Consider the following 22,383-nt stretch of genomic DNA (forward strand, 5'->3'; position numbering starts at 1 on the left):
TTAAATCTCTAAATAAGACACATTCTTAGCTTGTTCAGTTGGGTCAATAATGTCGGTTCCTGTGTAATCTGAATTATTACCATACAGGTTATTCGTACCCATAGTAGCGATACCACCTTCTTTTCTAATGCCTATAGTGTTATTTAAAATACTATTTCCATCTAAGTAATTATCCCCAGAATCTATTCTTACACCTGTGCCATTTTTAACTTTATTATCTTGAATTTCTCTAGTACCGTTTGATAATAATTGCATATAACCGCATCTATTTTTATAAATAGAACCATTCACAACACCTGTACCTCTTAGATTTATTTCAGAAGCCTTACAGTTGCTAATATTAATTATAACTGTACTTACGTTCGATGATAAATTCATTATTCCTGAGGCTATTATGTTGGAGATGTTTAAATGAAAAACATCATATGCATTTCCATTTATCTGATATTCTAAGCTTCCACACACAAAATCTTTATGCTCAACTTCAGCCCTATTAACATGAACAACATCAAATTTCGTGTTGTTTATATATACTCCACCATTAATTTCTCCTTTAGAGTTTTCATGAAAACTAATACCATCATTACCTGCATCTACTCCAAAATTACTTATAGCTTCACAGTTGTTAAACACAACATAACCAGCATTTTCTTCATCAAAAGCATGAATATTAAAGCCATCACCATCATTAAATGATGATGTACATCCTGAAACATCGAAGAAACTCCCGTTAAAATAAAATCCATTTGTCTCCGACCCATAGGATTTGCATCTTACTATTTTCCCAAATCCTTTTTCAAAAGAAAAACCGTGACCTTTTGAGTATAATTGAGTTACACCGAAAATGTTAATAATACTAGCATTTCTCTCAGCTTTTGAAACTCCATCAATGGAACGATTTAAAAAGTGAAGACCTTCAATTGAAGGTATAACTATGTTTATAGTTGAAATATTTGCAACTGGGTAAACATATAAGACACCAGCGCTGTAATAGAAACTACCCTGATTAGCAGCGCAGTCTGCTAACGAACTTCTTGAATATAGCCAACCTTCATAATCGTTTTCATAGCAAGCAATCACAGTTTCGGCGACATTTAACTGATATATATTTGAATGAGTGGAATTTTGAGTGAAAGAAGTTCCCGCATGTTTTTCTGATAAATCAATTACGGCTTGCCCCCCGCTGTATGTGGAAATGTTAATGTTATCTGTGATTGATAAATCGGTTTCATCTTCATAAGTGCCCTCAACTATTATTATGTTTTTTGACCCCCTTGTCAAAGCTTCAGTTATTGTTTTAACTGGACCATTGCTTATTAAACGCCCCCCACCAGATGGTTGTACGAATGGAAATTTACCAATATAAGAATCATCACCATCACTATCATTAACATATATAATATCTAAAGGCGGCTGAACTGATTTTTTTTCAAAAAAGAAATACGGGTTTTTAACACCCATTCCACTTCTTAATGCGTAATTTAATTGTGCGAATTCGTAATCATCTGATAAATACACCTCTGGAGAATAAACACCATTTACTGATGTTTTAATTTCAGTATGACCATTAATAATTGTAACACTTAACGACACTTTATCTCCTGAAACAAAGGTGTAAGAAGAAACCCCTCTAGGTGAAGCAATAGAAGATCCTGAGCCCTCTTCTTGCACTAATATTTGACCGTTATTACGGTATAAAACATAAACTTCAGACCCATTTAGGTTTAAAGAGAAACCAAACCCCTCATTAGCAGTAGGCTCACAAAACAATTCTACAGAATCAACTAATCCAGTTACATCCCACCCAGTAGTTATCTTTCTCGGCAGAGAATTTGAATTTACTAAATTAAAATCTGTGCCATCGTAATCAATTGTAACAGATGGTAGCGAACCAACCATATCAAAATAATCAAAAGGGTAAACTGGACTGCCAGATTCAATTAAGTTCTGAAAATTATTTAAAAAATAATTCTTAGAATCTATTACTTTTATGTAATCAAAAACCCCCTTACCATTAACACCTAACCCCTCATCATTTGGATCAACAACACTAGCCGTTAACCTAGAATCCTGCACCCATGAATCACTAGAAACTGTATAATAGCCATTATTAGAAGCAGTAGGATCATTAACAACTTTTGCGGCAGTACCATCGTCAGGAACAGGAATAGCCTGTAAGTCTGACAATGTTTGATAAGATTTAATCCCTTCAAATTGAATGGAATTAATATTAGACTCTAGCTTGTCTAACCCTAGAATCTTAACAAGTTCCTCTTTTTCAACTCTAAAACTAGATCCTTCTGGAGAATCTGTTTTGTCGTTTTCATCCACAACATAAAACTGTAAATTATCACTTGCTAGGGCAGCAAGTAATTTTCTTCTTTGGGTTAACCTTTGCGCTAAAGTAGAGCTCATGCTTTTAAATTTTAAGCTAACTTAAAAGCTTCGGTTATTTTATTTTAAGACATGAACTATACGTAATTTAAGCCTCTATTACTTACAGCTGTTTGAATTCTACGACAACTGGCATTGTTTTTTACTTCGCGTTCGTAGTATTTTTGCAGTGTGGGAGCCGAAAAACCATGCTCGCGTAAATTGTAAGTGTCCATAAACACATTAATAGCCTCTTGGGTGGTTCGTTTTTTCTCGAATAAACTCTTTTGATTTTCGCTACTGGTGTAACCCACTATAAACGAAACTAAAGCCAACCTAAAAACGTCCTCTAAATAATCGTTAATTAATTTAGCTCCTGCCTCTGGTAGTCTTAAAAACGTATGTGTACCGTTTTGAGATTTGTAAAAATGCCCAAAAAACTGATTGCGTTCTGAGTTCTGCACACTTAAAAACGCTTGAAATTTATCGGCTTGCAAGGGCTTGTCTGCCTTTACCATTAAAAGCCTAATAACTTTACCAAAAACCGATCGGGTACTTATTTTAGCGGCTTTTACTTTTTTTGATAGATAATTTGCTTCTATACCTTCAAATTCCTGATATAGGAAAGGCACCAGGTGCGGACGAATATTTACCGGTACAACACTTCTAGACATGTAATATTTTATATTTGAAAATTAACGCCATCTTGAAATAGAAATAAAAAGTCATCTTCATAAACAAATACCGAATCCCTTAAAAAGCCAAACGGGCTAATAGATCTTTGAGTGAATGTTATTTGTGTTAGTTTTTCGTCGGAAGTGATTTTTATTTTCGGAGCCGTATTCTGGTCCACATCATTGGCACCAAAAAAAATACGCTCTCCATTGGTTAGCTCTATAGCTAGAAACTTTACTTTTCTAAATTGGTCGATACGCTCGGCACGAAACGTATCAGAAGTAGGTAAAACAAACTGAAGTGTTTGTGAGTAAACCATCGAACCAATGCTTTTATTATATTGGCCCGACTCACTTACTTTTATAGATCCAGAGCTTGTATATAAAGCATCTTCATTCCCGCTGGTAATAGCAACATTAAAAAAACGACCTAAACTAGAATCTATTAAAGGAGTATATGCCGCCGAAAAAAATAAACCAACGCGACATGCATTTGGTGAAGTCGCTACTTTAATGCTATTATTCATAAACGAAATTTGGAAATATTAATAAAAGTAAACTTTTGAAGTGTATTTTACAAATATGTAAATATTTTATTTTTTTCTTCCTCTAGTAATATTTTCCCAAAAAAAGTGTAATTCTGTAACGCTATGCCTTAACCCTAGTAAATACAAGGGTTAAGGTGTTACAACCAAACTGTAACAACCAAGGTTTGAAAAAATGTAAAACTGTAACGTTTTTTAGTGTTACAGTTTTTTTGTAACTATTGTTACACTTTAAATATAAAACTGTAACAGTTAAAACCTTATAAATAAAGGGCTTTTCGCTATCTGTTACAAAATTACAGTTTTTATTGACTAGAAGTTGAGAGGGGTTAAAGGGGAGAAAAAACAGACGCTCTCGCGAGGGCATAAAATAAAAAAACCATCCTGTAAGATGGTTTTTAATTAAAAATAGAGGTAGTGCTATTAACCTACTTGTTTGAATTTAGATTCGTGTACTTCGTAGTATTCCTTTTCTACTGGTTTCCTGGAAACGATTTCTTTATTAAATGGCGCCCAACCGTGTTGACTATCCCATATAATATTGTTGCCCATACTTAACGCTTCTACAGTTTTGGTGGTCGTAACAAACAAACTAGGGTTGTATCTAAATGTAACCGAAGAAATGATACCAACACGTTTGTTTTGGCCAAATTTACAAACTACACCTTTCGCATAGCCGCGTTTCTTGGCTTCTTTAATAAGTTTCTGTTGTATTGCAACCTGAGCTGCTGTTAATGACTTATTCATGACTATTCGGTTTTTTCGGTAACATAAATGCCTTTGCCTTTAATTTCTATCTTATCGAAATTAATACGATCGGTGATTTCACCTTTCTCATTCTGAACTATAATATAGTTTTGTTTTTTTTCGTCACTCATGATTTCTAATTTTAATCGTTCCATTACTAAAAGGGCAATACTCTATTTTTTTGTTTGGCATTAACTCTGAATAATCCCTTATAATTTTCTCCTTAATAGCTTTCCGGATGAAATCGGAAACATCAACATTATAAGACTTCATTTTTTGTAAAGTTTCATGCTGCACCTCCGAAATTCTTAAAACCTTTACTTTAGTGTATTTCTGCATGATTGTAATACATTTTGTTGTGATATACCTTTGTTAGCAAACATTAAATTAAAGGCAGTACTAAATCCATACTTAGATTAAAACCCTCTGTATCTACTTTGAAATAGTCAATCGCTTTACCTAATGCCTCATGTTCATTTTCTGCGTTAGTTATTAAGCATTTTAAAAGGGTTTCTTTTGTATTTACAAACACAAGTGAAATAGAATAACGTTTGCTAACACCACCTATACCTAATAATTTTAATTTTTCTTGGTGTATGTCCTCAGCAAATTTGTATTTATGCTGTTCATGGAATTTATCTACTATTTTTTGGATGTAATCATCTTTATACCCTAAACTTTTTAATTTTTTGATATGTATTTCTTCTGCTGTCATTATTTGTAAATTAAAATTACTATGTATAGCCAAATTACGTTGTGCGTAATTATCCAAAGTAACCGCAAATAGCTGTTGGTTTTACTATAAAGTAATTTTTACCATCCAGTTTAAAACTGTTATTATACATATATTCAGCACATATAACTAAATCGCCAACTTCTATTTTCTTTCCAAGTGATTCGTAATTAACATTCTTGCTAACCTTTAAAACTTTGTAAATATGTGTATGCTCTGTCTTTTCCATAAGTACTCGACCATTTGCCATATTTAATTTATCCAATGTTGTTTTATTTCTAAACATAATTTAACTACGCACAACACTATATATAATTAATAGCCTGTGTTGTGCTTATTCTAAAGGCTATTAAGTGTTTAATAATTTAGTTTAAATTCAATAGGTAGTCGCTTGTTTACAGCTACTAATCATACACAACAACGTTAGGGTGCATTTAAGAAACAACATCCTTAACAATATAAAGCCTTTGTTTTTTATTATAAACTACTTGCTCTTTTGGTATAATCTTTACTTCACTAATCAATATTTTGCAAGGTTCGTCTAAATACCAAATATGTTCAGGGTCAGTTTCTGAAATCATACCTACTTCACAATATTTAGGCTTTATGCCTTGTGGTTGAAAATAAACTGTATTCATAATTCAATAACGCACCCTAACAACGTATAAAAACAAAAGCCTGTTAAGGTGCTTAATTTTAAAGCTTTTGCTTGTTTATTAATTTATCGAGATAAGTCGAGAATCTCGCTATTTTACGGCTTCAATTTTTATACAAACCGTTAGGGTGCATTAGAACAACCCTAAAAACCAAGCGTACAAGTCTATTTTCAAATGGTAGCTGTTTACTATCACAAAAAGCCCAAAGGCAAAACCAAGCAAAGAGTTAAACCAATGCAAGCCAGTGTACGCCCAACTGTATTGTGTTAGTTTAGAAATTGGTGCTATAATTATAAAGTTAAAGGCTATTTTAACAAGAAAAGCCAACCAGTTAAAAGTTAATAAACCACCAAACATCCATAAAGTAAACGTAAGGCTTGCTAAACCTTTAGTTTTTAATAGGCTTTTGTATTCTTCAGTATAATCATCCCATTTTTTGCCTTTGTTCTTTTTTCCTTCCTCTTTCATTTCTTTGGCTTTTTCTACTTGGTCTTTAGGGTTTAGTAACCAAATCATTTCATAGATAATAAAAGCAATTCCAATAAAGTAAAATATGTGTTTCATAAAATAACGCACCCTAACAAAGTATAAAAACAAAAGCCTGTTAAGGTGCTTAATTTTAAAGCTTTTGTCTGTTTATTAATACCATTTTGTTAACGTCAACAATATGGTCTATTTACGGCTTCAATTTTTATACAAGTCCGTTAGCCTCCATACTCAGAAGCTACTGCCTTATACAAATCTCTTAGTATTTCTTTTATAGTTGCTTCACTCATCCCAGCTTTTAGCATTTTTTCAGCACTGTCAATAAATTCGTGGTAGCCATCGCTCCACCATTCGCCCTTATTAGGTAATTCTGTTTCAATCCAAGTTTTTAAATTTTCCATCGCTCAAAAACGCACTACAACAAAGTATAACAGCAATAGCGGTTGTAGTGCTTAATTTTAACACTATTGCTTATCTAATTAATTAGTTTATCACTCCGAAATCCTGCGGATTTCTACGCTACTGCGGTTATACAGAATCGTTAGCCACAACTAATACATTTTGTGTGGGTTCGCTGCAATGTCATTTGCTGCTGCATTTGCACCATCTTCATAACCTTCTTTATATCCCTTTTGGAACTCTTCAGCTAGTTTACCTTTAGAGCAGTGGCTAACACTATCTATGGGTAATGATTGCCCTTTTTCTAGGGCTTCCATCATTGCTTCCATTATCTGCAATCTTATGTATTCCTCATCTAGTTCAGAAATGGTCATTCTCTTTTTTAACCATTCTATTCTTTTTGTTACATCTAGTTTTATGCTCATAATTTATCTGTATTTATTCGGGCAATAACTACCCATAGATTCAACGTTAGCATTAATTAGCAATCAATCCTTTTTTAAGCCTTTTAATTTGATTTAATATATTTTCGTTGTGTTCTGCATTATCAATAGGTACGCAAGTAAGCTCTAAACTATTTTTACAATATGGCACTGCTTCCTCTTTTGGGTAAACTCCAGCGTGTGTAGAATAAGAAACATATCCACATTTATTCCAGCCATAATAAGAACCTCTCTTTTTAATATAGCAATGTGTTATTTTAGGATCTTCTAAGTATTTCTCTATTTTGGCATTTTCTTCTTCAACTCTAATTTTATACTCAACTTGTTCTCTTCGCATTTCTTCACCTCTAAATAAAACTTTATCGTATTGCTTTGCTCTACGTACTGGCATATTTAAAAAAGTCATTTCTTCCTCCCAATCAAGCTTGTAATCCTCAATACATATTTGTCTACTTAATAAAGTTTTTGCTTTACCTCTTGATTCTGCAAATACAACTTCTTCGGGATAAAGATGCCCATTACTGATATTATCAAGGTTTAATTCGTATGCTTTTTCTACTATTTCTAATTTCATATTTCTTTTATTTTTTATAGTATAAATACCACCAATAACTGTTTAATGTTAATCCGCCGAGCATGAACTCTGAAACATGAAATAAATTTCGATTTAGAGCCGTAAGTAAAACCAGAGTTGTAATTGCTAAAACAATTGCTTTTAGATAATTTTTCAAAACTTATGAATTCAGGATTATGTTGTTGTATCTCTAGATTCATCTATCTCTTTTATGTACTTTATTAAGAGTTTTTGATTTTGGATTATTCTTGGATTGTAATTGTATCTTATAAAATCAACCAATTGAACATCCTCGGCTAATTTTAGGTATTCTTTTAAGGTTATTGTTTTGACAAAATCAGGTCTATCTATTCTTATAGTAGCAGTTCCGTTTTCGTGATACTTTTTAATTCTGCATTCAATATCGATACACATTACAAATTCATTTTCAATGTGCTTTTTTACAATATTCCAGAAACAGCAATCTATATCAATCCCAAATTTATCAGACCAAACGGCAAAGTTTTCTATTATTAACGTTTCGTTATCTTTAAGTTTAATATTTAAGTATTTAACAAGTTTTTCGGCTTCGGCATACTGTACTGTTATGTTTGCTATTTTAATTTCTGTCATATCTGTTATTTTTAAAATTATCAAGTACTAATATTACATCGGGCATTTTTACTTCTACACTTTTTTCTCCTGGAGTGTTAATCAATAATGTTTCAGAAAGGAATATGCTGTAGGATTCTTGGTAATGCTTAACATCATCTACAACTATAATTTCTGTATCATCATCCATTTGGGATGCCCAAAAAGGAGATTTCAACGAAACCTCCGATATAAATGATACTTTCTTTCCTTTACATAGTTTTTTAGCCAAGGTTGTTTTTCCTTCACTTGGTTTACCTTCAATTGTAATTATCATATTCATGTATGTTTAATTAAAAAAACTTGCCACAAAGTTTGCAGCTTTCTATAATGTCGAATTCATCTTGAGGAAAACATGGTTTTTTCGACTCTTTAGGGCTGCATTTAATATTTGTGTCGGTCGTGCTTCCTGTAATTTCGATATAAGTAATCATGCTGTTTTCCTTTTAATTTCTGAAGCTCTAAGCATGTATAATTTACTTATTACGGGGCGGTAGGTTTGCGCTCCAATAATAGTTAGGTATCCAAGTGAAGCCGAAGCTGTATCTAACTGCTCAATGGTATTGCAGTTTGCGTAAATCGTAACGATTTCGTCGTCGCGATAGGTTGTTTGTCTAGTCATAATTATTGTTATTAAATTAAAATGGTAAATCGTCTTGCTCTTCCTCGGTAAGCGGGCGTTCGTTTGGCTCCCAAATACGGCCGTTACCTAAGTAGATTCGTTCTATAGTTTCGCCTGCTTTAATGCGTTCTATTTCATCTTTTGTTCTACTCATACTCACGCTAAAATCGTTTCCGAATTTAGGCTCGTCGTAATCCCACGTTTCAATGTTTAAATACACTTTTCCGTTTTCGTGTTTCACTAACCTTTCTTTTGGTATCGCAGTTACATCAATAGATAGTGTTCTTTTTTTGCCTTGTTTCATTTTAGTATTTGTATTTAATTATTAGTTTCTAATTCAAAATGGGAAGCGATTACATAAACCATATTAAGCCTTATGTAATTTTTAAACTCATCCCAATCGGTATCTTCATTTATTTGATAAGCTTGATTATCTACCTTACCCGTAATCTTACTTTTTAAAAAATAGGTTTTCCCTTCGTTGGGTACTGTTTTGGGAACTGCTCGCATATCTTCATGTACCCATGTCGTTTTTTTAAAATCGGTAGCCACACCTAAACGTAGTTTTAACTCTACGTTTAGGGTATTAACTTGGCTTGTGGTAGTCTCTTGCTGTATCATAATTATTAGAATGGTAAATCGTTATCTAAATCATCATTAGCACCTTTGTTTTCACTTAGTTTACTTTTAGCTATAACTTCGGTTTGCTTTGCTGGAGGTGTTTTCATGAAAAACACTTCTTTAGTATTGCCATCTATTCGATGTATTATTCTTCCAGACGCATCTACACCAGACGAGGTTGGGTTAAATTCCCATTCGTTAAATTTGGCGTATGCTTTTAGGTTTTTCTTGAACTTATTAGGCGAATATTTAAAACCAGTTTTATTCTTTAAATCTTCGAAGGCATCATCCTTAACAACAAAGGTGTTTAGGTATTTAAACTTGTCGTTTTCGTCCTTTTGTGCGAAATACACATCTGCCCAATCTTTAAAATTGTCACCCATTTCAGACAATAGATTTCGCATAATAACATTATCCATTGGCGGGTCTATTTTTGCCGTTTGCGATAAATAAAACCTAATACATTGTGCGCAGAAGTTGTAAAATTGATTCCATTGGTTTTCTGTCCAGGAGTTAAATAGGGTAGCGCCTTCAAAATCGTGTTTAGGCTCTCTAACCTCATTATACTCGCCATCTTTATTGTTGTGGTAGTAATCACTAAATACCACATATAGTAAACGTCGTGCTAAACTTAAATCTAGATTGTTAGGAGGGTAATTACTTGAGAAAGCTATTTTAGGAACCTTATCAAAGTTTATTACAAAACGTAATCCGTTTTTGTTATTTACTTCCAAGTCACCCGTAATTGCAGGAAAGAAAAAACCATAATCTAAATGCATATGGCAATCGTCTACAAAAATATAGTCACACTCTTCGGTTACGCCATGGTAAATAAAATCGTCTTGCGTTTTTTTAGGATCTCTTCCTGGTATGTAATGATTGTTTTTTAATACTTTTTGAATTGCCTTCTGGAAGATAGACTTACCCGAACCCCCATGGCTTTCATTAACATCGCTAAGCTTATTGTCCATCGCATAAACCGCCCAAGGTTTATCTGGTGATTTATAAGTATGAAGCATATAGCCTAAAGCAAATATTTTATTAATAAGATGAAGTTTTTGCTCCAACTGCTCGGCAGCCTCTAAATTAGGCCCCGAAATATTAAACTTGTTTGCTTTTAAGTAGGCTTCCTTTTGCGAAGCGTTTAATTTAGCTAGGTTTGTTTCGGTTTCCTTTCTCCAATGTATGCGACTAGTGTTTATTAGGTAGTTAAAAAACATGTTGTCTTCTACATGTATTTTAATATCGGCATTACCATGAACATCTTTTCCTATTTCAAATTGCGGAAACTTGTCCAGGTTAATATTGTGTTCGATTTTTTTAGTTTCCCAAATGTATTTTTCAACTTCACCACGCTTTATTTTTTCGAGTCCATTAGCATCAATTTTGATAATGGCATTTTCAAAAAACATGTATTGTGTATCTGAAGCGGAAGTAGAAAATTCTATATTAAAAGAATCTAGTTTGTTAAGCTGACTTTGACTTAGTTGTTTGGAGTAAACTAAATCTCTTAATTTAACCGGTAATTGACGGCTTTTTAAAAATTGATGCACAAAGGTTTCAATTTCTACGGGGAGCACCTTACGTACTATATTCCCGTCTACATGTACAAAATGATAACCATCTTTAGTGTGCTCGTCTTTTATTCTTCCAAAACCATTAAGTTTTAAGAAGTTGTAAAATTGTGTTTGACGAAACACATACTTAAGTTCGTTTTTGGTATAAATTTCATCCCAAAATTGAGCAGGTAAAGCGTTTTCAACTAATTTTTTTAACCTATTAGTGAAAGACTTCGATTCACGACTATTATAGTACTGAACAACAAAATCTTTAAAATCCTTACAAGGATTACCTCGCTTATCTTTTTTCTTTTGAAGATAGCTAGGCAGCGTCATAATTTTTATATCCAAAAAGGTTAAAGCAATTTTAGACGCTTGCTTTCTTCCTGTGCTATCTAAATCCGGTATGTATATAATTTCCTTTGTATAGGTTTGAAGCTCTCTATACTCTTCAAAATTTAGCATTTCGGCTTCGCTATTATACCAAATAGGGAAGTAACCAAAAGAACGTAGGTTTAAACCATCGCTACCTCCTGAAACAATAAATACATGATCCAAACGAGGGTCTTCCATTTTCTTGTCTACCTCTGGGTCGTAATCCTCTTCAACTCTTTTTTTGTTTTTGGCAAATTGCTTTTTAACCAAGTCTAAACCATAAATAAAACGCTCTGGTTTAGTTCCTAAAAAGCGGAAACGGTACTGTTTTTTAAAACTTAATGGTTGGTATATTTTCATCCATCCATTATGTGTAAAACCATAAATAGGGTAGGTGTCGGTACTACTAGTAACACTAGCTTCATTTTCTTTACAATAGGTGAAGCTTTCTAAACTTTCAAAATTAAACTCCTTACAATGCGCCGCAGTAACACATGGACCTAATAAGGCAAGCTCTTCTTTTGTGAAATCCTTAAATACGTGAGAATACGATTTAGGAGTTTCATCATCTTTTAAGGGTCTTGTTTCCCAAACTGGTTTAATTTCTGTCCAAGCTTGATCTGATCCTTTCACATTAAAATGAGCTGCTAAAAAATTAACGGCCTCCGGAAACGTTTTTCCTGTTTCCTGCATGTAAACACCAATCGAATTGTATTCTTTCTGGTCGCCACCAAAATCGGTTACATGATAATGTCCATCTTTTAATCGTAATGATGCCGAAGCCGTTTTTTCTCCTGCTCTAGCTTTAAATTTTTTGTCTCTGCTATTTAACGCATCATCAATGTTCGGATAGACCATTCTAATTATGTCTAATCCGTTATTTGTTGCGTGAATAAGGTCTTTCCAGTCTACGTATCCCATTATATTACACTGTTTCTAAATTCTACACTTTCATTTGAAGTCATTAAAACAGCTTTAGGACGTTTAGATTCAACCCATGCTTCGGCTCTTAATTTAGTTTCATAAATATCTAGCTCCTTATTATTATATTTTAACAACACCTTTTTTTCGTCGTCTGAAAACATATCGCTAGATTCTATTTGATTGATTCTACTTTTTATAGCATTAATTTTAGACTGAAGTTTCATATTTTGTTTCATATTATTTAGTTTAAAAAAAACCGCTGCGTTAACAGCGGCTAACAACATATTGCCGCATGAGGCACTTAAAAGAACGTATTGGGTTTCATGCTATAAAAGGTTTAACATAACAGCCACCAAAACCGCTTCGGGCTTTGTTTGAATGTTTAGTTTTTGGTATAATCTTTTTTTGAATTGATGGAAAGTACCCATGGCCATATTAAACTCCTCGGCCAATGCTTCGTTAGTAAGAGGTGTGTGTACAAGCTTTAAAAACTTAATATCGTTATTACTTAAGTTTTGGTTGTTATAGGATAGTTGTCTGCAAACCTTGCCCTCTCCTTTGCAATTGCCTCGTAATGGGCAATCCCAATACTCGCCATCTTGCAATTCCATATTTTGTATATCTGGAGTATAATCCAAACCTCCAAAGCGACACTCTACAAACTTGTGTAATTGTTTTAGTTCGCTATTAGGTTCCCATTCCTTTAATATGGCATCGGTTTCAGGTTCATCATTAATAGCTTCGCGAAGTAATTGGTGATAGGTATATGGTAAATCTTCAAAATCAACCATTTTTCCTTTGGTAAATGCTTTAACCTTCCCTTCGTGGTTAAAAAATTCTAGATTGGCGCAAGTTAGTCCTGGGTAAATTCTGTTTTCTTTAGTCATGATTTTTGATTTGTTATTAGGCTTTTTTTAATATTTCAGTTAGTTTTTTACGAGCGTGTTTATTCTGAATCGCAACTTCCAGAAGCTCATTAAAAACAGCTAGATTTTTATATGTACCAAGTTTTACTTGTCTGATGGATTGTCTCGAAATTTCTATGCCTTCAGACAGCAGGTTATCTTGTACCTTTTTGGTGTAGTTACTAGGCAAATGATTGCTAAGAAGATCTTTAACCTTTCCTTTATTGTGCGAATGCACATCGTAAAGTGTATATAATTTGTTTAAATTTGTCATAATTCGTTAAAACTTATATACAAATATATACAAATAAGTAAATAACACATAATAAATTTACTTAAAAGTATAATAATAATTTTTTTATGACCTCATTTGGCACCAAACTCAAACCAATAATTAAGCATAAACACAAGACTATTAGTGCTTTTGCTGAAAAAAATGGCATCAATTACACGCAAGTCTCACAATATTTAAATAATAGAACTCCATCGATGGAATTTTTAGAGATCGTGATGAGGGAGTTTCCAGAAATAGATTTAAACTGGTTACTAAGAGAAGACAACGCTCATAGCTTTTTTCTACTTAATGAGCCCGACGAAAAGTACGAGATACAGATGTCTAATGAGGATATTGTTATTAAAATAGAGAAGCTTTTAGATGTTTTAAAATCTAATTTGTCACAAAAATGACACACAAACAATTAATGCCCCTTGATTATTAACGTGTTAAGTCTTGACGTCGAATCCCTTCGCGCCCACAGAGTAAAAAGCTTGATGATTTTTCATCAAGCTTTTTTTGTTTTTATTCCTATCGTTATTTCAAAATAATATTGTAATTTCAGATATTGTTGTTTTTATAAAAAATAATCACATGCCAAGCGATAGTATTCATGATACCTATAGAGCGATTTTTAGCTCACACGGTCATCCTTCTTTAGAAAAGCATATAGAGAAGCTTATCGAATTGGATACCTTTCTACCTTATAGTTCTACTTTTTTCTGTATTACAAATACTCAAGATTTATCTTTCGAATACGTTAGTAAAAATATACATGCCTGTTTGGGTTTAACCAGCGAGGAGGTCAAGTCTAAAGGCATGCGTTATTTTTGGAGTCGTATGCATCCTGATGATCTAGATTTATGGCTACATGCCCTAAGTGACCTTATGAAGTTTACATTAAATGAAATTAGTGTAGAGCAGCGTAGTAAAATGACTTACACTTGGAATTATAGGTTAAAGAATAATTGCGATAGTTATGTAAATATCGTTCAAAATACAACGCCATTAGAATTTGATAGTGGTAATAAGCCTATTATAGGTTTAGCTCACTACACCGTTTTAGTGCCCGAAATCAGCATGCCTATTTGTGCATCAGCAAAATTGCTGAATCATAATAATGAATACGAAACGGTATATTATAATAACTTTTCTCAAAAATTACTTTCTGAAGGTATTAGTAACCGCGAACGTGATGTCATTCGTCTTTTGGTCTTAAATCATTCAAGTAAAGTGATTGCTGAAAAGCTTAATATTAGCGCTAATACCGTAGATACTCATAGACGTAATATTCTTAAAAAACTGAATATTTCTTCTACAGGTGAATTGGTTGGTATGATTAAAATGAATACAAATCTCATTTAGATTCAGATCATATTCAAACGCTTTCTAAGAAACTAATTATCGAAAAAACATCTTTTTCTTGTTAACGGCATTTTTGGTACTTTATCGAAAAGTCCTGGATTTACTCAATTTGAGTATTGTTATACTGTCTATATAATTGCAACTTTGAATTGCTATTAATTAGTTCTTAGGGAGAATTATTTATAGATGTCTGTTTTATATTCGTTATAAGGCAGGCATTTTTTTATTGGGGCTTCTCTTGTTTAGTTTTTAAAAAAGATCTAAAACGCGCTCTAAAGCCATACCTCGTGATCCTTTTATTAACACTGTAGCATTTAAAATATCTTGTACTGGTACATTTTCTTTAAAAGTTTCGAAAGAAGGGTATAAGGCAAGCTTCTCGGAATGTTCTTGTACCTTGTTAAAATTTTCACCTAAAAAATATAATTTATCAATATTAAGTGAAGTCGCAAGTTTTACAATGTCGGCATGCTCTTTATCGGCTTCTGCACCAAGTTCAAACATATCCCCTAATATGGCTATTTTTTTACCATCTTGTTTTTCAAAATTGAGTAAAGCAGCCTTCATACTCGTGGGATTCGCGTTATAGGCATCCAGAATAATTTTATTTGTTGCTTTGTTTATAATTTGCGATCTATTATTTGTTGGGATATAGCTTTCAATTGCGGTTTTAATAGCACTGTCGTCGACTTTAAAATAATGTCCGATAGTAATTGCAGCTGCAATATTATTAAAGTTGTAATCACCTATAAGATGACTATGAATTGTTTTATTTTTATAAATGCAGTTTACAAAAGGTTGAGCTTCTTTAAAATCTATAGCGACATCATTGTCATGCTCTGATTTTCCGAAGGTGTATATTTGAGCTTCTTTGGTTTTTTCAATTTGAATGGGGTCATTTGTGTTTACAAATATGGTTTTGTTATACTTGATCAAATGTTGATACATTTCACTTTTCCCTTTTATAACACCTTCAACACCACCAAAACCTTCTAAATGGGCTTTTCCAAAATTTGTGATGTAACCATAATCAGGTTTAGCAATATTACATGAAAAAGCGATTTCTTTAAGATGATTGGCTCCCATTTCTACGATACCTATTTCCGTAGTTTTATTCATCGATAGAAGGGTTAGTGGTACACCAATATGATTGTTTAAATTCCCTTTGGTTGCTGTCGTGTTATATTTTTGTGATAGTACAGCGTTGATAAGTTCTTTGGTTGTTGTTTTACCATTGCTACCGGTTAAGGCCACAATAGGAATACCTAAATAACTACGATGATAAGAAGCGAGGTCTTGAAGTGATTCAAGGACATTAGCTACTAAAATGGTATGTTCAGAATTATGTGCTGATGCCTCGTCAATAACTGCAAATTTAGCTCCTGAATCTAAAGCTTGGGTAGCATAGTTGTTTCCGTTAAAATTATCGCCTTTTAGAGCGAAAAATATATCGTTTGATTTTAGGGCTCTTGTGTCTGTACAAACCCCGTTACAGGTTAAAAATAGATTATGTAATTCTGCTGTTTTCAAAAGGAAAGATTTTATTAAAATAAATGTATAAAAAAAGTCCTAACAACGGGCGTTAGGACTTTAATTTATTGTTTAAAAACTAGAATTAGTTTTTGGTTTTAGCTTTTGATTTACTTTTAGATCCAACTCTAGACATTGCACATCTAAATCCGATATAGTCTGTTGCCATATCTTGAGGGAAATAACGTCTTTGAGCAGGGTCTAACCAATACTCTCTGTCTTTCCAAGAACCTCCTTTGTATACACGTACTTCATCATTAATTAAAGATGTTCTGTGTGATGCTTTGTCATACTCTCTAATAATGTTACCTAATGAATCTCTTGAAATAGAGTGTTTAGGAGAGTTGTACATTTGTCTGGTTTCAGCTTCTGGATCTTTCCCAAGGTCTTCATCATTGAAGCTTTCAAAATAACGAGAAGAACGTTTATCACCATCACGGTAGTTAATGTGATTACTTCTATCGAAGTTAGTTCTTAAGTATGTTTCGTTTTCATCAACAGGAACTTGCAAAATCTCACCTGGTAAGTCTCTTGCGATAACTCTACCGTTAGATAAAGTGTCATAAACAATGTTTCCTGGAGTGACGATTTTTACAGTACCATCATCGTTAATAGCATTTTTAGTATAAACGTTACCACGGTAGTAGTTGAAATCGTTGAATTCATCATCGATAATCGGACGGTAAACATCAGATACCCATTCAGCAACGTTTCCAGCCATGTCATATAAACCAAAATCATTTGGATCGTATGATTTTACAGCATTTGTGATATCGGCTCCATCATCAGACCATCCTGCGATTCCACCATAATCACCTTTTCCTTGCTTAAAGTTAGCCAATTGGTCACCACGAATTTGACGTTTTCCAGAACGCGTGTATTGTCCATCCCATGGGTATTTTTTACGTCCACGGTATAAGTTATAATCTCTAATTTCACTTAATCCTAAAGCAGCATATTCCCACTCTGTTTCGGTTGGTAGTCTGTATTTAGGCGAAAGAATACCTGTTTCACGTGTAGCGTATACACCAGTTTCATTACCTTCTTCATCTACTCTTGCATTTCTACTTCTTGCACGACCATCATGAATTTCTTCATTTCCGCCATAAGTACTTGAAGGTGAATTGATATAAGTATCGGTGCTAAAAGTTTGGTCTGCGCTTACTTCAGTGGTTTTTGAATCACGTTGTAAATAACCGGCATCTTCTAAGTTTTTCTCATTAACACGATCAGATCTCCAGTTTGCAAATTCAACAGCTTGAATCCAGCTAACACCTACTACAGGGTACTCACCGTATCCTGGGTGACGTAGGTAGTTGTTTGTCATTACTTCATTAAACCCTAAACGATTTCTCCAAACTAAAGTATCTGGTAAAGCACCATTATAAATAGCTCTAAAGTTTCCTTCTGATGGTGGATAAACACGTTTTAACCAATCTAAGTACTCCATGTACATCATGTTGGTTACCTCAGTTTCATCCATGTAAAAAGATTGGACATGTTGTTGACTTGGACTGTTGTTCCAATCGTGCATTACATCGTCCTGAACACGTCCTTTTGTGAAAGTTCCTCCCTCAATAAATACCAATCCTGGAGCAGTTTCTTGTTCTCTAAAATTTGTATTGTACTGAAAGCCACCCTCTCGAGAATTTAGTTGCCATCCAGTAGCTCTTGAACTATTTCTAGAGCTCGAAGATTTTGAACAACTCGTTGAAGCTATAGCCAGTGCTAATACCGCTAAAACTTTGCATGCGACTACTTTTTTCATATCCATACTTTTAAGTAAGCTAAATCATGTTTTGGTGCTGCAATATAAGAATTATACCGAATATTGCAAGCTATTAATTACATTTTGACTAAAAAAACGTGTATTTCGTCCTGTTTTTTGCGCCTTACAACGATGATTTTATCTGTTTTCCGTTGCCTTTTGTGTTATGTTAACGAAGGTTTAACAAATTTATTATTGTATTTTTGAACTACTTTGTAAAAATGTTATTTGTTTAAATAATAACATATTGTTAATGACGTTATTTTATCAATGAAAAATAATTTTTTCCTTTTAATACTGCTAACCACAGTTGGGTTGTTTGCGCAACAAAAAAAATATACGATTTCATGGGAGGGCACTCAAACCATATCAGGAACGGGCTTTTCTTTTGAAGTGCCTCATTTTAATTCAGAAAACTTCACTTTTTCAGAGGAAGGTCTGCTCTTTACAGATCAGTGGGTAGCTTCAAATCTCGTTAATGAAGAATCAGCTACACTTAGTCAAGTGATTTATGAAGTTATTAGTGCTTCAGAATTAAAAGATCTTGATGTAAGTAGTATTCCAGGAGCCTTAGAATTTCAATTAAAAAATACTGCCGCTAGGAACAAGCGTTATGTTAGTTTTCAGTTAAAACCAATCATTAAGGATGCCAATGGAACTTATAAGAAAATTGTTTCTTTTCAATTGAACTATAGTTTGGGTGCCGTCACCAATAGAAGGGCATCCCAAAAGAATTATGTATCGTCAAAAGTTTTGACTAATTCAGTTTTGAATTCTGGAAAATGGTACCGTTTCTACGTTGATACCACAGGGGTTTTTAGGTTATCTAAAAGTTTTTTACAACGTCTGGGTGTCGATGTGAATAATGTGAACCCTAAAAGAATTCGTTTATTTGGTCATGGGGGCGATATGATTCCATATTCTAATGCTGAACCGTATCCTTATGATGTTCCAGAAAATGCTATAAAGTTTGTTGGTGAAGAGGATGGGGTTTTTAACGATCAGGATTATATATTGTTTTATGCTCGCGGTCCGCAAGGGTTTAATGCTGAAAGCAATACGCATATTAATTGTTATGCTGATAAGACCTATTATTATATAAATGTGGGTTCTATAGAAGGAAAACGTATTCAGAATTTTGCTCAGCCTTCGGGTACTCCTGATTTGGTTATTGATAATTATGAAGCATATCAGTTTCATGAGCTAGATGATTATAATTTAATTTCCTTAGGGAGACGCTGGTTTGGCGATCGTTTCGATGTTGAAAATCGCCAGGTTTTTGATTTTGATTTTCCGAATATTATTACATCTGAGCCCATTCAGTTAAAAGTTTTAGTTGGTGCCGTTAATAGTACCACATGTTCGTTTGATGTTGATGTAAACGGAGCTGCATTATCTACCATTACTTTACGTGGTGTTTCTAGTCCGAATTTGGCTTCGGGTAGTTCGCTTAATAGAGCAGTTAATGTGAGTAGTTCTAGGATATCGGTTGGGCTTAATTTTAACAATCAAGGAAATCCAAGTATTGAATCCTATTTAGATTATATTGCTATTGAAGCTAAGTGTGCCTTAAGTTTTTCGGGAAAACAATTTCAGTTTAAAAACAGTGCTGTAGAATCTGTATCTGGTATAGGGCAATATAATATATCTAACGCTACTGCAGTTTCGGAAGTGTGGGATGTTACCGATTTGTATAATGTTTCTAGTGTTGCAAACACCCAAAATGATGCTGTATTTAGTTTTACGTCAACCATGGGGAGTTTAAAAACTTATGTGGCCGTAACAGCATCCGATTATTTTACGCCTCAAGTAGATTCGAAAACCGAAGTCGTTAATCAGGATATCAAAGGGAATATATTTAAAAATGCTCAAGGGGATTTTCAAGATATTGACTATATCATTGTAGCGCCAAATAATATGCTTAATCATGCAGAACGTTTAGCAGGTATTAACCGAGAGCAGAATGGTTTGCAAGTTAAAGTGGTAGGCCTAGATGAAATTTATGCCGAATTTAGTACAGGCAATCAAGATGTTGGTGCTATTCGAAATATGGTTAAATATGTATATGATAATGCCAGTGAACCTAGTAAAAGGTTAAAGTACTTATGTTTGTTTGGGGATGGCTCTTTCGATTATAAAGATCGTATCCCTAATAATACTAATATTGTGCCTTCGTGGTATTCTTATAACAGTTTTAGTTTAGCTAATTCTTATGTGTCTGATGATTTTTATGGTATGATGGGAGACAATGAAGGGAGTATGGCTTCAACCGACATGTTAGACATTGCAGTAGGTAGAATTGTTGCCGATTCGCAACAACGTGCCAGAGAGCTTGTTGATAAAGTGGCTCAGTATTACGAAAAGGAATCTTTTGGAAGTTGGCGCAATAATTTTGTAGTGATTTCAGACGATGTCGATGCCGATTGGGAAGGTATTTTACAGGAAACAACCGATAATGTAGGTAATTTGGTTGCTGAGAAAAAGCCTTTTATAAATGTTGTTAAAATTCATAGTGATTCTTATCAGCAAGAAACTTCAGCAGGAGGAAACAGGTATCCTACTGTTAATACGGCAATATCTAATGCCGTTGACAATGGTGCATTGGTTGTTAATTACTTTGGTCATGGGGGGGAAGAAGGTTTAGCTCAAGAGCGTATTTTGGATAAAGTAAATATCGAAAATTTCAGAAATTATAATAAACTCAACTGTTTTGTTACGGTAACTTGTGAGTTTACCCGTTTTGATAACCCATATCGTGAAACTGCTGGAGAGTTTACTTTTTGGAATAAGCAAGCGGGGGCCATTGGTTTAATAACTACAACCAGACAAATTTATGTAAGTTTTGCCATTTCGTTTAATAATATTCTTGGGCAATATTTGTTTTCATATAACGAAAATGACAATTATGGAGATTATGAGTATCCATCTATGGGCGAATCTTTAAGGCTTGCGAAATCCGATCCCGCTGTATCAAATAACAGTCAGCGAAGATTGGTGTTTTTTATTGGTGATCCGGCCATGAAATTAAGCTTTCCTAAACCTAGCATCCGATTAACCAAAATTAACGATGTGCCATTAGCGCAATCAACGGATACATTAAAAGCCTTAAGTAAGGTTAAATTGTCGGGCGAGGTGGTCGATCTTTCTGGGAATGTTTTAAGCGATTATTCGGGATTGCTCTCTACTACTATTTATGATAAATATATTGATAGAAGTACTTTGGGGAACGATGGTACACGTTTAAATGGAGAGTTGGTTATTTTAGATTTTAAAACTTTAGGAGAAATTATTTTTAGGGGGCAGGCTTCAGTAAAAAATGGTGCATTTGATTTTGAGTTTGTAGTGCCTAAAGACATTGGTATTCCTGTAGGTTTTGGAAAAGTGAGTTTTTATTCGAAAAATGATGAACTCACTATCAACCAAACTGGAGCTAGTGAAAATACGGTTAAAATTGGTGGTTTGGATGAAAATGCTGCCGAGGACAATATTGGTCCGGTGATTAATCTTTACATGAATGATGAAAACTTTGTGTCTGGAGGCATCACTAACGAATCGCCAACCTTATTAGTGAAATTACAAGATGATAATGGTGTAAATACCGCCAGTGGCATCGGTCATGACATTGTAGCTATTATTGATGGTGATGAAAAAAATCCTATTATTTTAAATGATTATTATCAAACCGAAGTTGACGATTATACGCGTGGTGTTGTTAGTTTCCCAATGAGAGATTTAGAACCAGGATTGCACACCTTAACCCTTAAGGCTTGGGATGTATACAATAATTCTTCTATTTCCGAAATTCAATTTATAGTGCATGATCAAAATCAAGAATTGGTTATTAATAACGTTCTTAATTACCCAAATCCGTTTGTGAATTATACCGAATTTTGGTTCAATCACAATAGTTCGGAGTCTTTAAGCGTTTCAATACAGATCTTTACGGTGTCTGGAAAACTTGTACGCACTTTAAATGGAAAAACTTCAGGTGGTGCTGTGACAAATAGTTCCTTGTCGCGTGATATTGTTTGGGATGGGCGCGATGATTTTGGAGGTAAAATAGGGAAGGGTGTATATGTGTATAAACTTAAAGTACATTCCGAATTATTGAATAAAACCGTAGAAAAAATAGAGAAACTTGTAATACTGTAAGAAAAATTTATATTTGCTAACTAAACTA

Annotated in this window: 27 protein-coding genes; 3 read left to right on the top strand and 24 right to left on the bottom strand. The window is 33.7% G+C overall.

Annotated elements, in window-relative coordinates; genetic code table 11:
• The 22 genes from JJL45_RS05260 to JJL45_RS05360 all read right to left on the bottom strand — a co-directional run bounded on the left by JJL45_RS05260 (position 1) and on the right by JJL45_RS05360 (position 13,540).
• A complete protein-coding gene (locus tag JJL45_RS05260; RefSeq protein WP_068602741.1) occupies positions 1-2,415 on the bottom strand; it encodes a hypothetical protein in 2,415 nt (804 codons plus the stop codon).
• Between the two features lie 56 nt (positions 2,416-2,471).
• Positions 2,472-3,047 carry a hypothetical protein gene (locus JJL45_RS05265; protein ID WP_068602740.1) on the bottom strand — a complete coding sequence of 192 codons (576 nt, stop codon included), beginning with the start codon at positions 3,045-3,047 and terminating at the stop codon, positions 2,472-2,474.
• A gap of 8 nt (positions 3,048-3,055) precedes the next feature.
• On the bottom strand, positions 3,056-3,574 hold the full coding sequence (locus tag JJL45_RS05270) for a hypothetical protein (RefSeq protein ID WP_068602739.1): 519 nt from the start codon (positions 3,572-3,574) through the stop codon (positions 3,056-3,058).
• A gap of 441 nt (positions 3,575-4,015) precedes the next feature.
• Entirely contained in the window at positions 4,016-4,339 is a 324-nt protein-coding gene (locus JJL45_RS05275; protein ID WP_068602738.1) for a hypothetical protein, read from the bottom strand.
• 2 nt (positions 4,340-4,341) lie between these two features.
• On the bottom strand, positions 4,342-4,470 hold the full coding sequence (locus JJL45_RS16220; RefSeq protein ID WP_262895029.1) for a hypothetical protein: 129 nt from the start codon (positions 4,468-4,470) through the stop codon (positions 4,342-4,344).
• Positions 4,463-4,678, bottom strand: coding sequence for a hypothetical protein (locus JJL45_RS05280; RefSeq protein WP_068602737.1), 216 nt, complete (start codon positions 4,676-4,678; stop codon positions 4,463-4,465). The genes JJL45_RS16220 and JJL45_RS05280 overlap by 8 nt, the downstream gene beginning before the upstream one ends.
• Before the next feature lie 43 nt (positions 4,679-4,721).
• A complete protein-coding gene (locus JJL45_RS05285; protein ID WP_202664344.1) occupies positions 4,722-5,054 on the bottom strand; it encodes a hypothetical protein in 333 nt (110 codons plus the stop codon).
• A 49-nt stretch (positions 5,055-5,103) separates the two neighbouring features.
• On the bottom strand, positions 5,104-5,358 hold the full coding sequence (locus JJL45_RS05290; RefSeq protein ID WP_068602735.1) for a hypothetical protein: 255 nt from the start codon (positions 5,356-5,358) through the stop codon (positions 5,104-5,106).
• A 148-nt stretch (positions 5,359-5,506) separates the two neighbouring features.
• The gene (locus JJL45_RS05295) at positions 5,507-5,710 is read right to left on the bottom strand and encodes a hypothetical protein (RefSeq protein WP_068602734.1); all 204 of its coding nucleotides are present in this window, start codon (positions 5,708-5,710) and stop codon (positions 5,507-5,509) included.
• A 150-nt stretch (positions 5,711-5,860) separates the two neighbouring features.
• Positions 5,861-6,292 carry a hypothetical protein gene (locus tag JJL45_RS05300; protein WP_068602733.1) on the bottom strand — a complete coding sequence of 144 codons (432 nt, stop codon included), beginning with the start codon at positions 6,290-6,292 and terminating at the stop codon, positions 5,861-5,863.
• Between the two features lie 140 nt (positions 6,293-6,432).
• Positions 6,433-6,615, bottom strand: coding sequence for a hypothetical protein (locus tag JJL45_RS05305; protein WP_068602732.1), 183 nt, complete (start codon positions 6,613-6,615; stop codon positions 6,433-6,435).
• Positions 6,616-6,765: 150 nt separating this feature from the next.
• Positions 6,766-7,038, bottom strand: coding sequence for a hypothetical protein (locus JJL45_RS05310; RefSeq protein WP_068602731.1), 273 nt, complete (start codon positions 7,036-7,038; stop codon positions 6,766-6,768).
• Between the two features lie 52 nt (positions 7,039-7,090).
• Positions 7,091-7,630, bottom strand: coding sequence for a hypothetical protein (locus JJL45_RS05315; RefSeq protein ID WP_068602730.1), 540 nt, complete (start codon positions 7,628-7,630; stop codon positions 7,091-7,093).
• A gap of 174 nt (positions 7,631-7,804) precedes the next feature.
• On the bottom strand, positions 7,805-8,242 hold the full coding sequence (locus JJL45_RS05320; RefSeq protein ID WP_068602729.1) for a hypothetical protein: 438 nt from the start codon (positions 8,240-8,242) through the stop codon (positions 7,805-7,807).
• Positions 8,229-8,537, bottom strand: coding sequence for a hypothetical protein (locus JJL45_RS05325; RefSeq protein ID WP_202664345.1), 309 nt, complete (start codon positions 8,535-8,537; stop codon positions 8,229-8,231). The genes JJL45_RS05320 and JJL45_RS05325 overlap by 14 nt, the downstream gene beginning before the upstream one ends.
• A gap of 153 nt (positions 8,538-8,690) precedes the next feature.
• Positions 8,691-8,882 carry a hypothetical protein gene (locus JJL45_RS05330; protein ID WP_068602727.1) on the bottom strand — a complete coding sequence of 64 codons (192 nt, stop codon included), beginning with the start codon at positions 8,880-8,882 and terminating at the stop codon, positions 8,691-8,693.
• A 16-nt stretch (positions 8,883-8,898) separates the two neighbouring features.
• Entirely contained in the window at positions 8,899-9,186 is a 288-nt protein-coding gene (locus JJL45_RS05335) for a hypothetical protein (RefSeq protein WP_068602726.1), read from the bottom strand.
• A gap of 14 nt (positions 9,187-9,200) precedes the next feature.
• Positions 9,201-9,503: a hypothetical protein gene (locus tag JJL45_RS05340; RefSeq protein WP_068602725.1), complete on the bottom strand. Its 303-nt coding sequence runs from the start codon at positions 9,501-9,503 to the stop codon at positions 9,201-9,203.
• Between the two features lie 5 nt (positions 9,504-9,508).
• On the bottom strand, positions 9,509-12,358 hold the full coding sequence (locus JJL45_RS05345) for a hypothetical protein (protein ID WP_068602724.1): 2,850 nt from the start codon (positions 12,356-12,358) through the stop codon (positions 9,509-9,511).
• Positions 12,358-12,597, bottom strand: a complete 240-nt coding sequence (locus tag JJL45_RS05350) for a hypothetical protein (protein WP_202664346.1) — start codon at positions 12,595-12,597, stop codon at positions 12,358-12,360. The genes JJL45_RS05345 and JJL45_RS05350 overlap by 1 nt, the downstream gene beginning before the upstream one ends.
• 90 nt (positions 12,598-12,687) lie before the next feature.
• Entirely contained in the window at positions 12,688-13,248 is a 561-nt protein-coding gene (locus tag JJL45_RS05355; protein WP_068602722.1) for a LuxR C-terminal-related transcriptional regulator, read from the bottom strand.
• Positions 13,249-13,264: 16 nt separating this feature from the next.
• Positions 13,265-13,540: a hypothetical protein gene (locus JJL45_RS05360; protein ID WP_068602721.1), complete on the bottom strand. Its 276-nt coding sequence runs from the start codon at positions 13,538-13,540 to the stop codon at positions 13,265-13,267.
• An 86-nt stretch (positions 13,541-13,626) separates the two neighbouring features.
• Here JJL45_RS05360 and JJL45_RS05365 point away from each other — a divergent pair, with 86 nt between their 5' ends.
• Together JJL45_RS05365 and JJL45_RS05370 are read left to right on the top strand one after the other, a co-directional pair.
• Positions 13,627-13,953, top strand: a complete 327-nt coding sequence (locus tag JJL45_RS05365) for a helix-turn-helix domain-containing protein (RefSeq protein WP_068602720.1) — start codon at positions 13,627-13,629, stop codon at positions 13,951-13,953.
• A 181-nt stretch (positions 13,954-14,134) separates the two neighbouring features.
• Entirely contained in the window at positions 14,135-14,905 is a 771-nt protein-coding gene (locus JJL45_RS05370; RefSeq protein WP_068602819.1) for a LuxR C-terminal-related transcriptional regulator, read from the top strand.
• A 249-nt stretch (positions 14,906-15,154) separates the two neighbouring features.
• Here the strand turns inward: JJL45_RS05370 and JJL45_RS05375 are convergent, their stop codons facing one another.
• Together JJL45_RS05375 and gldJ are read right to left on the bottom strand one after the other, a co-directional pair.
• Entirely contained in the window at positions 15,155-16,435 is a 1,281-nt protein-coding gene (locus tag JJL45_RS05375) for a UDP-N-acetylmuramoyl-tripeptide--D-alanyl-D-alanine ligase (protein WP_068602719.1), read from the bottom strand.
• An 85-nt stretch (positions 16,436-16,520) separates the two neighbouring features.
• A complete protein-coding gene (gldJ, locus tag JJL45_RS05380; RefSeq protein WP_202664347.1) occupies positions 16,521-18,209 on the bottom strand; it encodes a gliding motility lipoprotein GldJ in 1,689 nt (562 codons plus the stop codon).
• 264 nt (positions 18,210-18,473) lie between these two features.
• Between gldJ and porU the strand changes: the two genes are divergently transcribed.
• Positions 18,474-22,355, top strand: a complete 3,882-nt coding sequence (gene porU, locus JJL45_RS05385) for a type IX secretion system sortase PorU (protein WP_068602718.1) — start codon at positions 18,474-18,476, stop codon at positions 22,353-22,355.
• The last annotated feature ends 28 nt before the right edge of the window (positions 22,356-22,383 follow it).

This window comes from Tamlana sp. s12 (assembly GCF_016767215.1).
GTDB classification, from domain to species: Bacteria; Bacteroidota; Bacteroidia; order Flavobacteriales; family Flavobacteriaceae; genus Pseudotamlana; species Pseudotamlana agarivorans.

Coding starts and splice junctions, on each gene's coding strand:
- JJL45_RS05310 (WP_068602731.1), bottom strand. CDS start 7,038: ATGAGCATAAAACTAGATGTAACAAAAAGAATAGAATGGTTAAAAAAG.
- JJL45_RS05365 (WP_068602720.1), top strand. CDS start 13,627: ATGACCTCATTTGGCACCAAACTCAAACCAATAATTAAGCATAAACAC.
- JJL45_RS05260 (WP_068602741.1), bottom strand. CDS start 2,415: ATGAGCTCTACTTTAGCGCAAAGGTTAACCCAAAGAAGAAAATTACTT.
- gldJ (WP_202664347.1), bottom strand. CDS start 18,209: ATGGATATGAAAAAAGTAGTCGCATGCAAAGTTTTAGCGGTATTAGCA.
- JJL45_RS05265 (WP_068602740.1), bottom strand. CDS start 3,047: ATGTCTAGAAGTGTTGTACCGGTAAATATTCGTCCGCACCTGGTGCCT.
- JJL45_RS05290 (WP_068602735.1), bottom strand. CDS start 5,358: ATGTTTAGAAATAAAACAACATTGGATAAATTAAATATGGCAAATGGT.
- JJL45_RS05340 (WP_068602725.1), bottom strand. CDS start 9,503: ATGATACAGCAAGAGACTACCACAAGCCAAGTTAATACCCTAAACGTA.
- JJL45_RS05320 (WP_068602729.1), bottom strand. CDS start 8,242: ATGACAGAAATTAAAATAGCAAACATAACAGTACAGTATGCCGAAGCC.
- JJL45_RS05370 (WP_068602819.1), top strand. CDS start 14,135: ATGCCAAGCGATAGTATTCATGATACCTATAGAGCGATTTTTAGCTCA.
- JJL45_RS16220 (WP_262895029.1), bottom strand. CDS start 4,470: ATGAGTGACGAAAAAAAACAAAACTATATTATAGTTCAGAATGAGAAA.
- JJL45_RS05295 (WP_068602734.1), bottom strand. CDS start 5,710: ATGAATACAGTTTATTTTCAACCACAAGGCATAAAGCCTAAATATTGT.
- JJL45_RS05360 (WP_068602721.1), bottom strand. CDS start 13,540: ATGACAAATTTAAACAAATTATATACACTTTACGATGTGCATTCGCAC.
- porU (WP_068602718.1), top strand. CDS start 18,474: ATGAAAAATAATTTTTTCCTTTTAATACTGCTAACCACAGTTGGGTTG.
- JJL45_RS05350 (WP_202664346.1), bottom strand. CDS start 12,597: ATGAAACAAAATATGAAACTTCAGTCTAAAATTAATGCTATAAAAAGT.
- JJL45_RS05285 (WP_202664344.1), bottom strand. CDS start 5,054: ATGACAGCAGAAGAAATACATATCAAAAAATTAAAAAGTTTAGGGTAT.
- JJL45_RS05275 (WP_068602738.1), bottom strand. CDS start 4,339: ATGAATAAGTCATTAACAGCAGCTCAGGTTGCAATACAACAGAAACTT.
- JJL45_RS05305 (WP_068602732.1), bottom strand. CDS start 6,615: ATGGAAAATTTAAAAACTTGGATTGAAACAGAATTACCTAATAAGGGC.
- JJL45_RS05345 (WP_068602724.1), bottom strand. CDS start 12,358: ATGGGATACGTAGACTGGAAAGACCTTATTCACGCAACAAATAACGGA.
- JJL45_RS05330 (WP_068602727.1), bottom strand. CDS start 8,882: ATGACTAGACAAACAACCTATCGCGACGACGAAATCGTTACGATTTAC.
- JJL45_RS05300 (WP_068602733.1), bottom strand. CDS start 6,292: ATGAAACACATATTTTACTTTATTGGAATTGCTTTTATTATCTATGAA.
- JJL45_RS05355 (WP_068602722.1), bottom strand. CDS start 13,248: ATGACTAAAGAAAACAGAATTTACCCAGGACTAACTTGCGCCAATCTA.
- JJL45_RS05315 (WP_068602730.1), bottom strand. CDS start 7,630: ATGAAATTAGAAATAGTAGAAAAAGCATACGAATTAAACCTTGATAAT.
- JJL45_RS05335 (WP_068602726.1), bottom strand. CDS start 9,186: ATGAAACAAGGCAAAAAAAGAACACTATCTATTGATGTAACTGCGATA.
- JJL45_RS05270 (WP_068602739.1), bottom strand. CDS start 3,574: ATGAATAATAGCATTAAAGTAGCGACTTCACCAAATGCATGTCGCGTT.
- JJL45_RS05280 (WP_068602737.1), bottom strand. CDS start 4,678: ATGCAGAAATACACTAAAGTAAAGGTTTTAAGAATTTCGGAGGTGCAG.
- JJL45_RS05325 (WP_202664345.1), bottom strand. CDS start 8,537: ATGATAATTACAATTGAAGGTAAACCAAGTGAAGGAAAAACAACCTTG.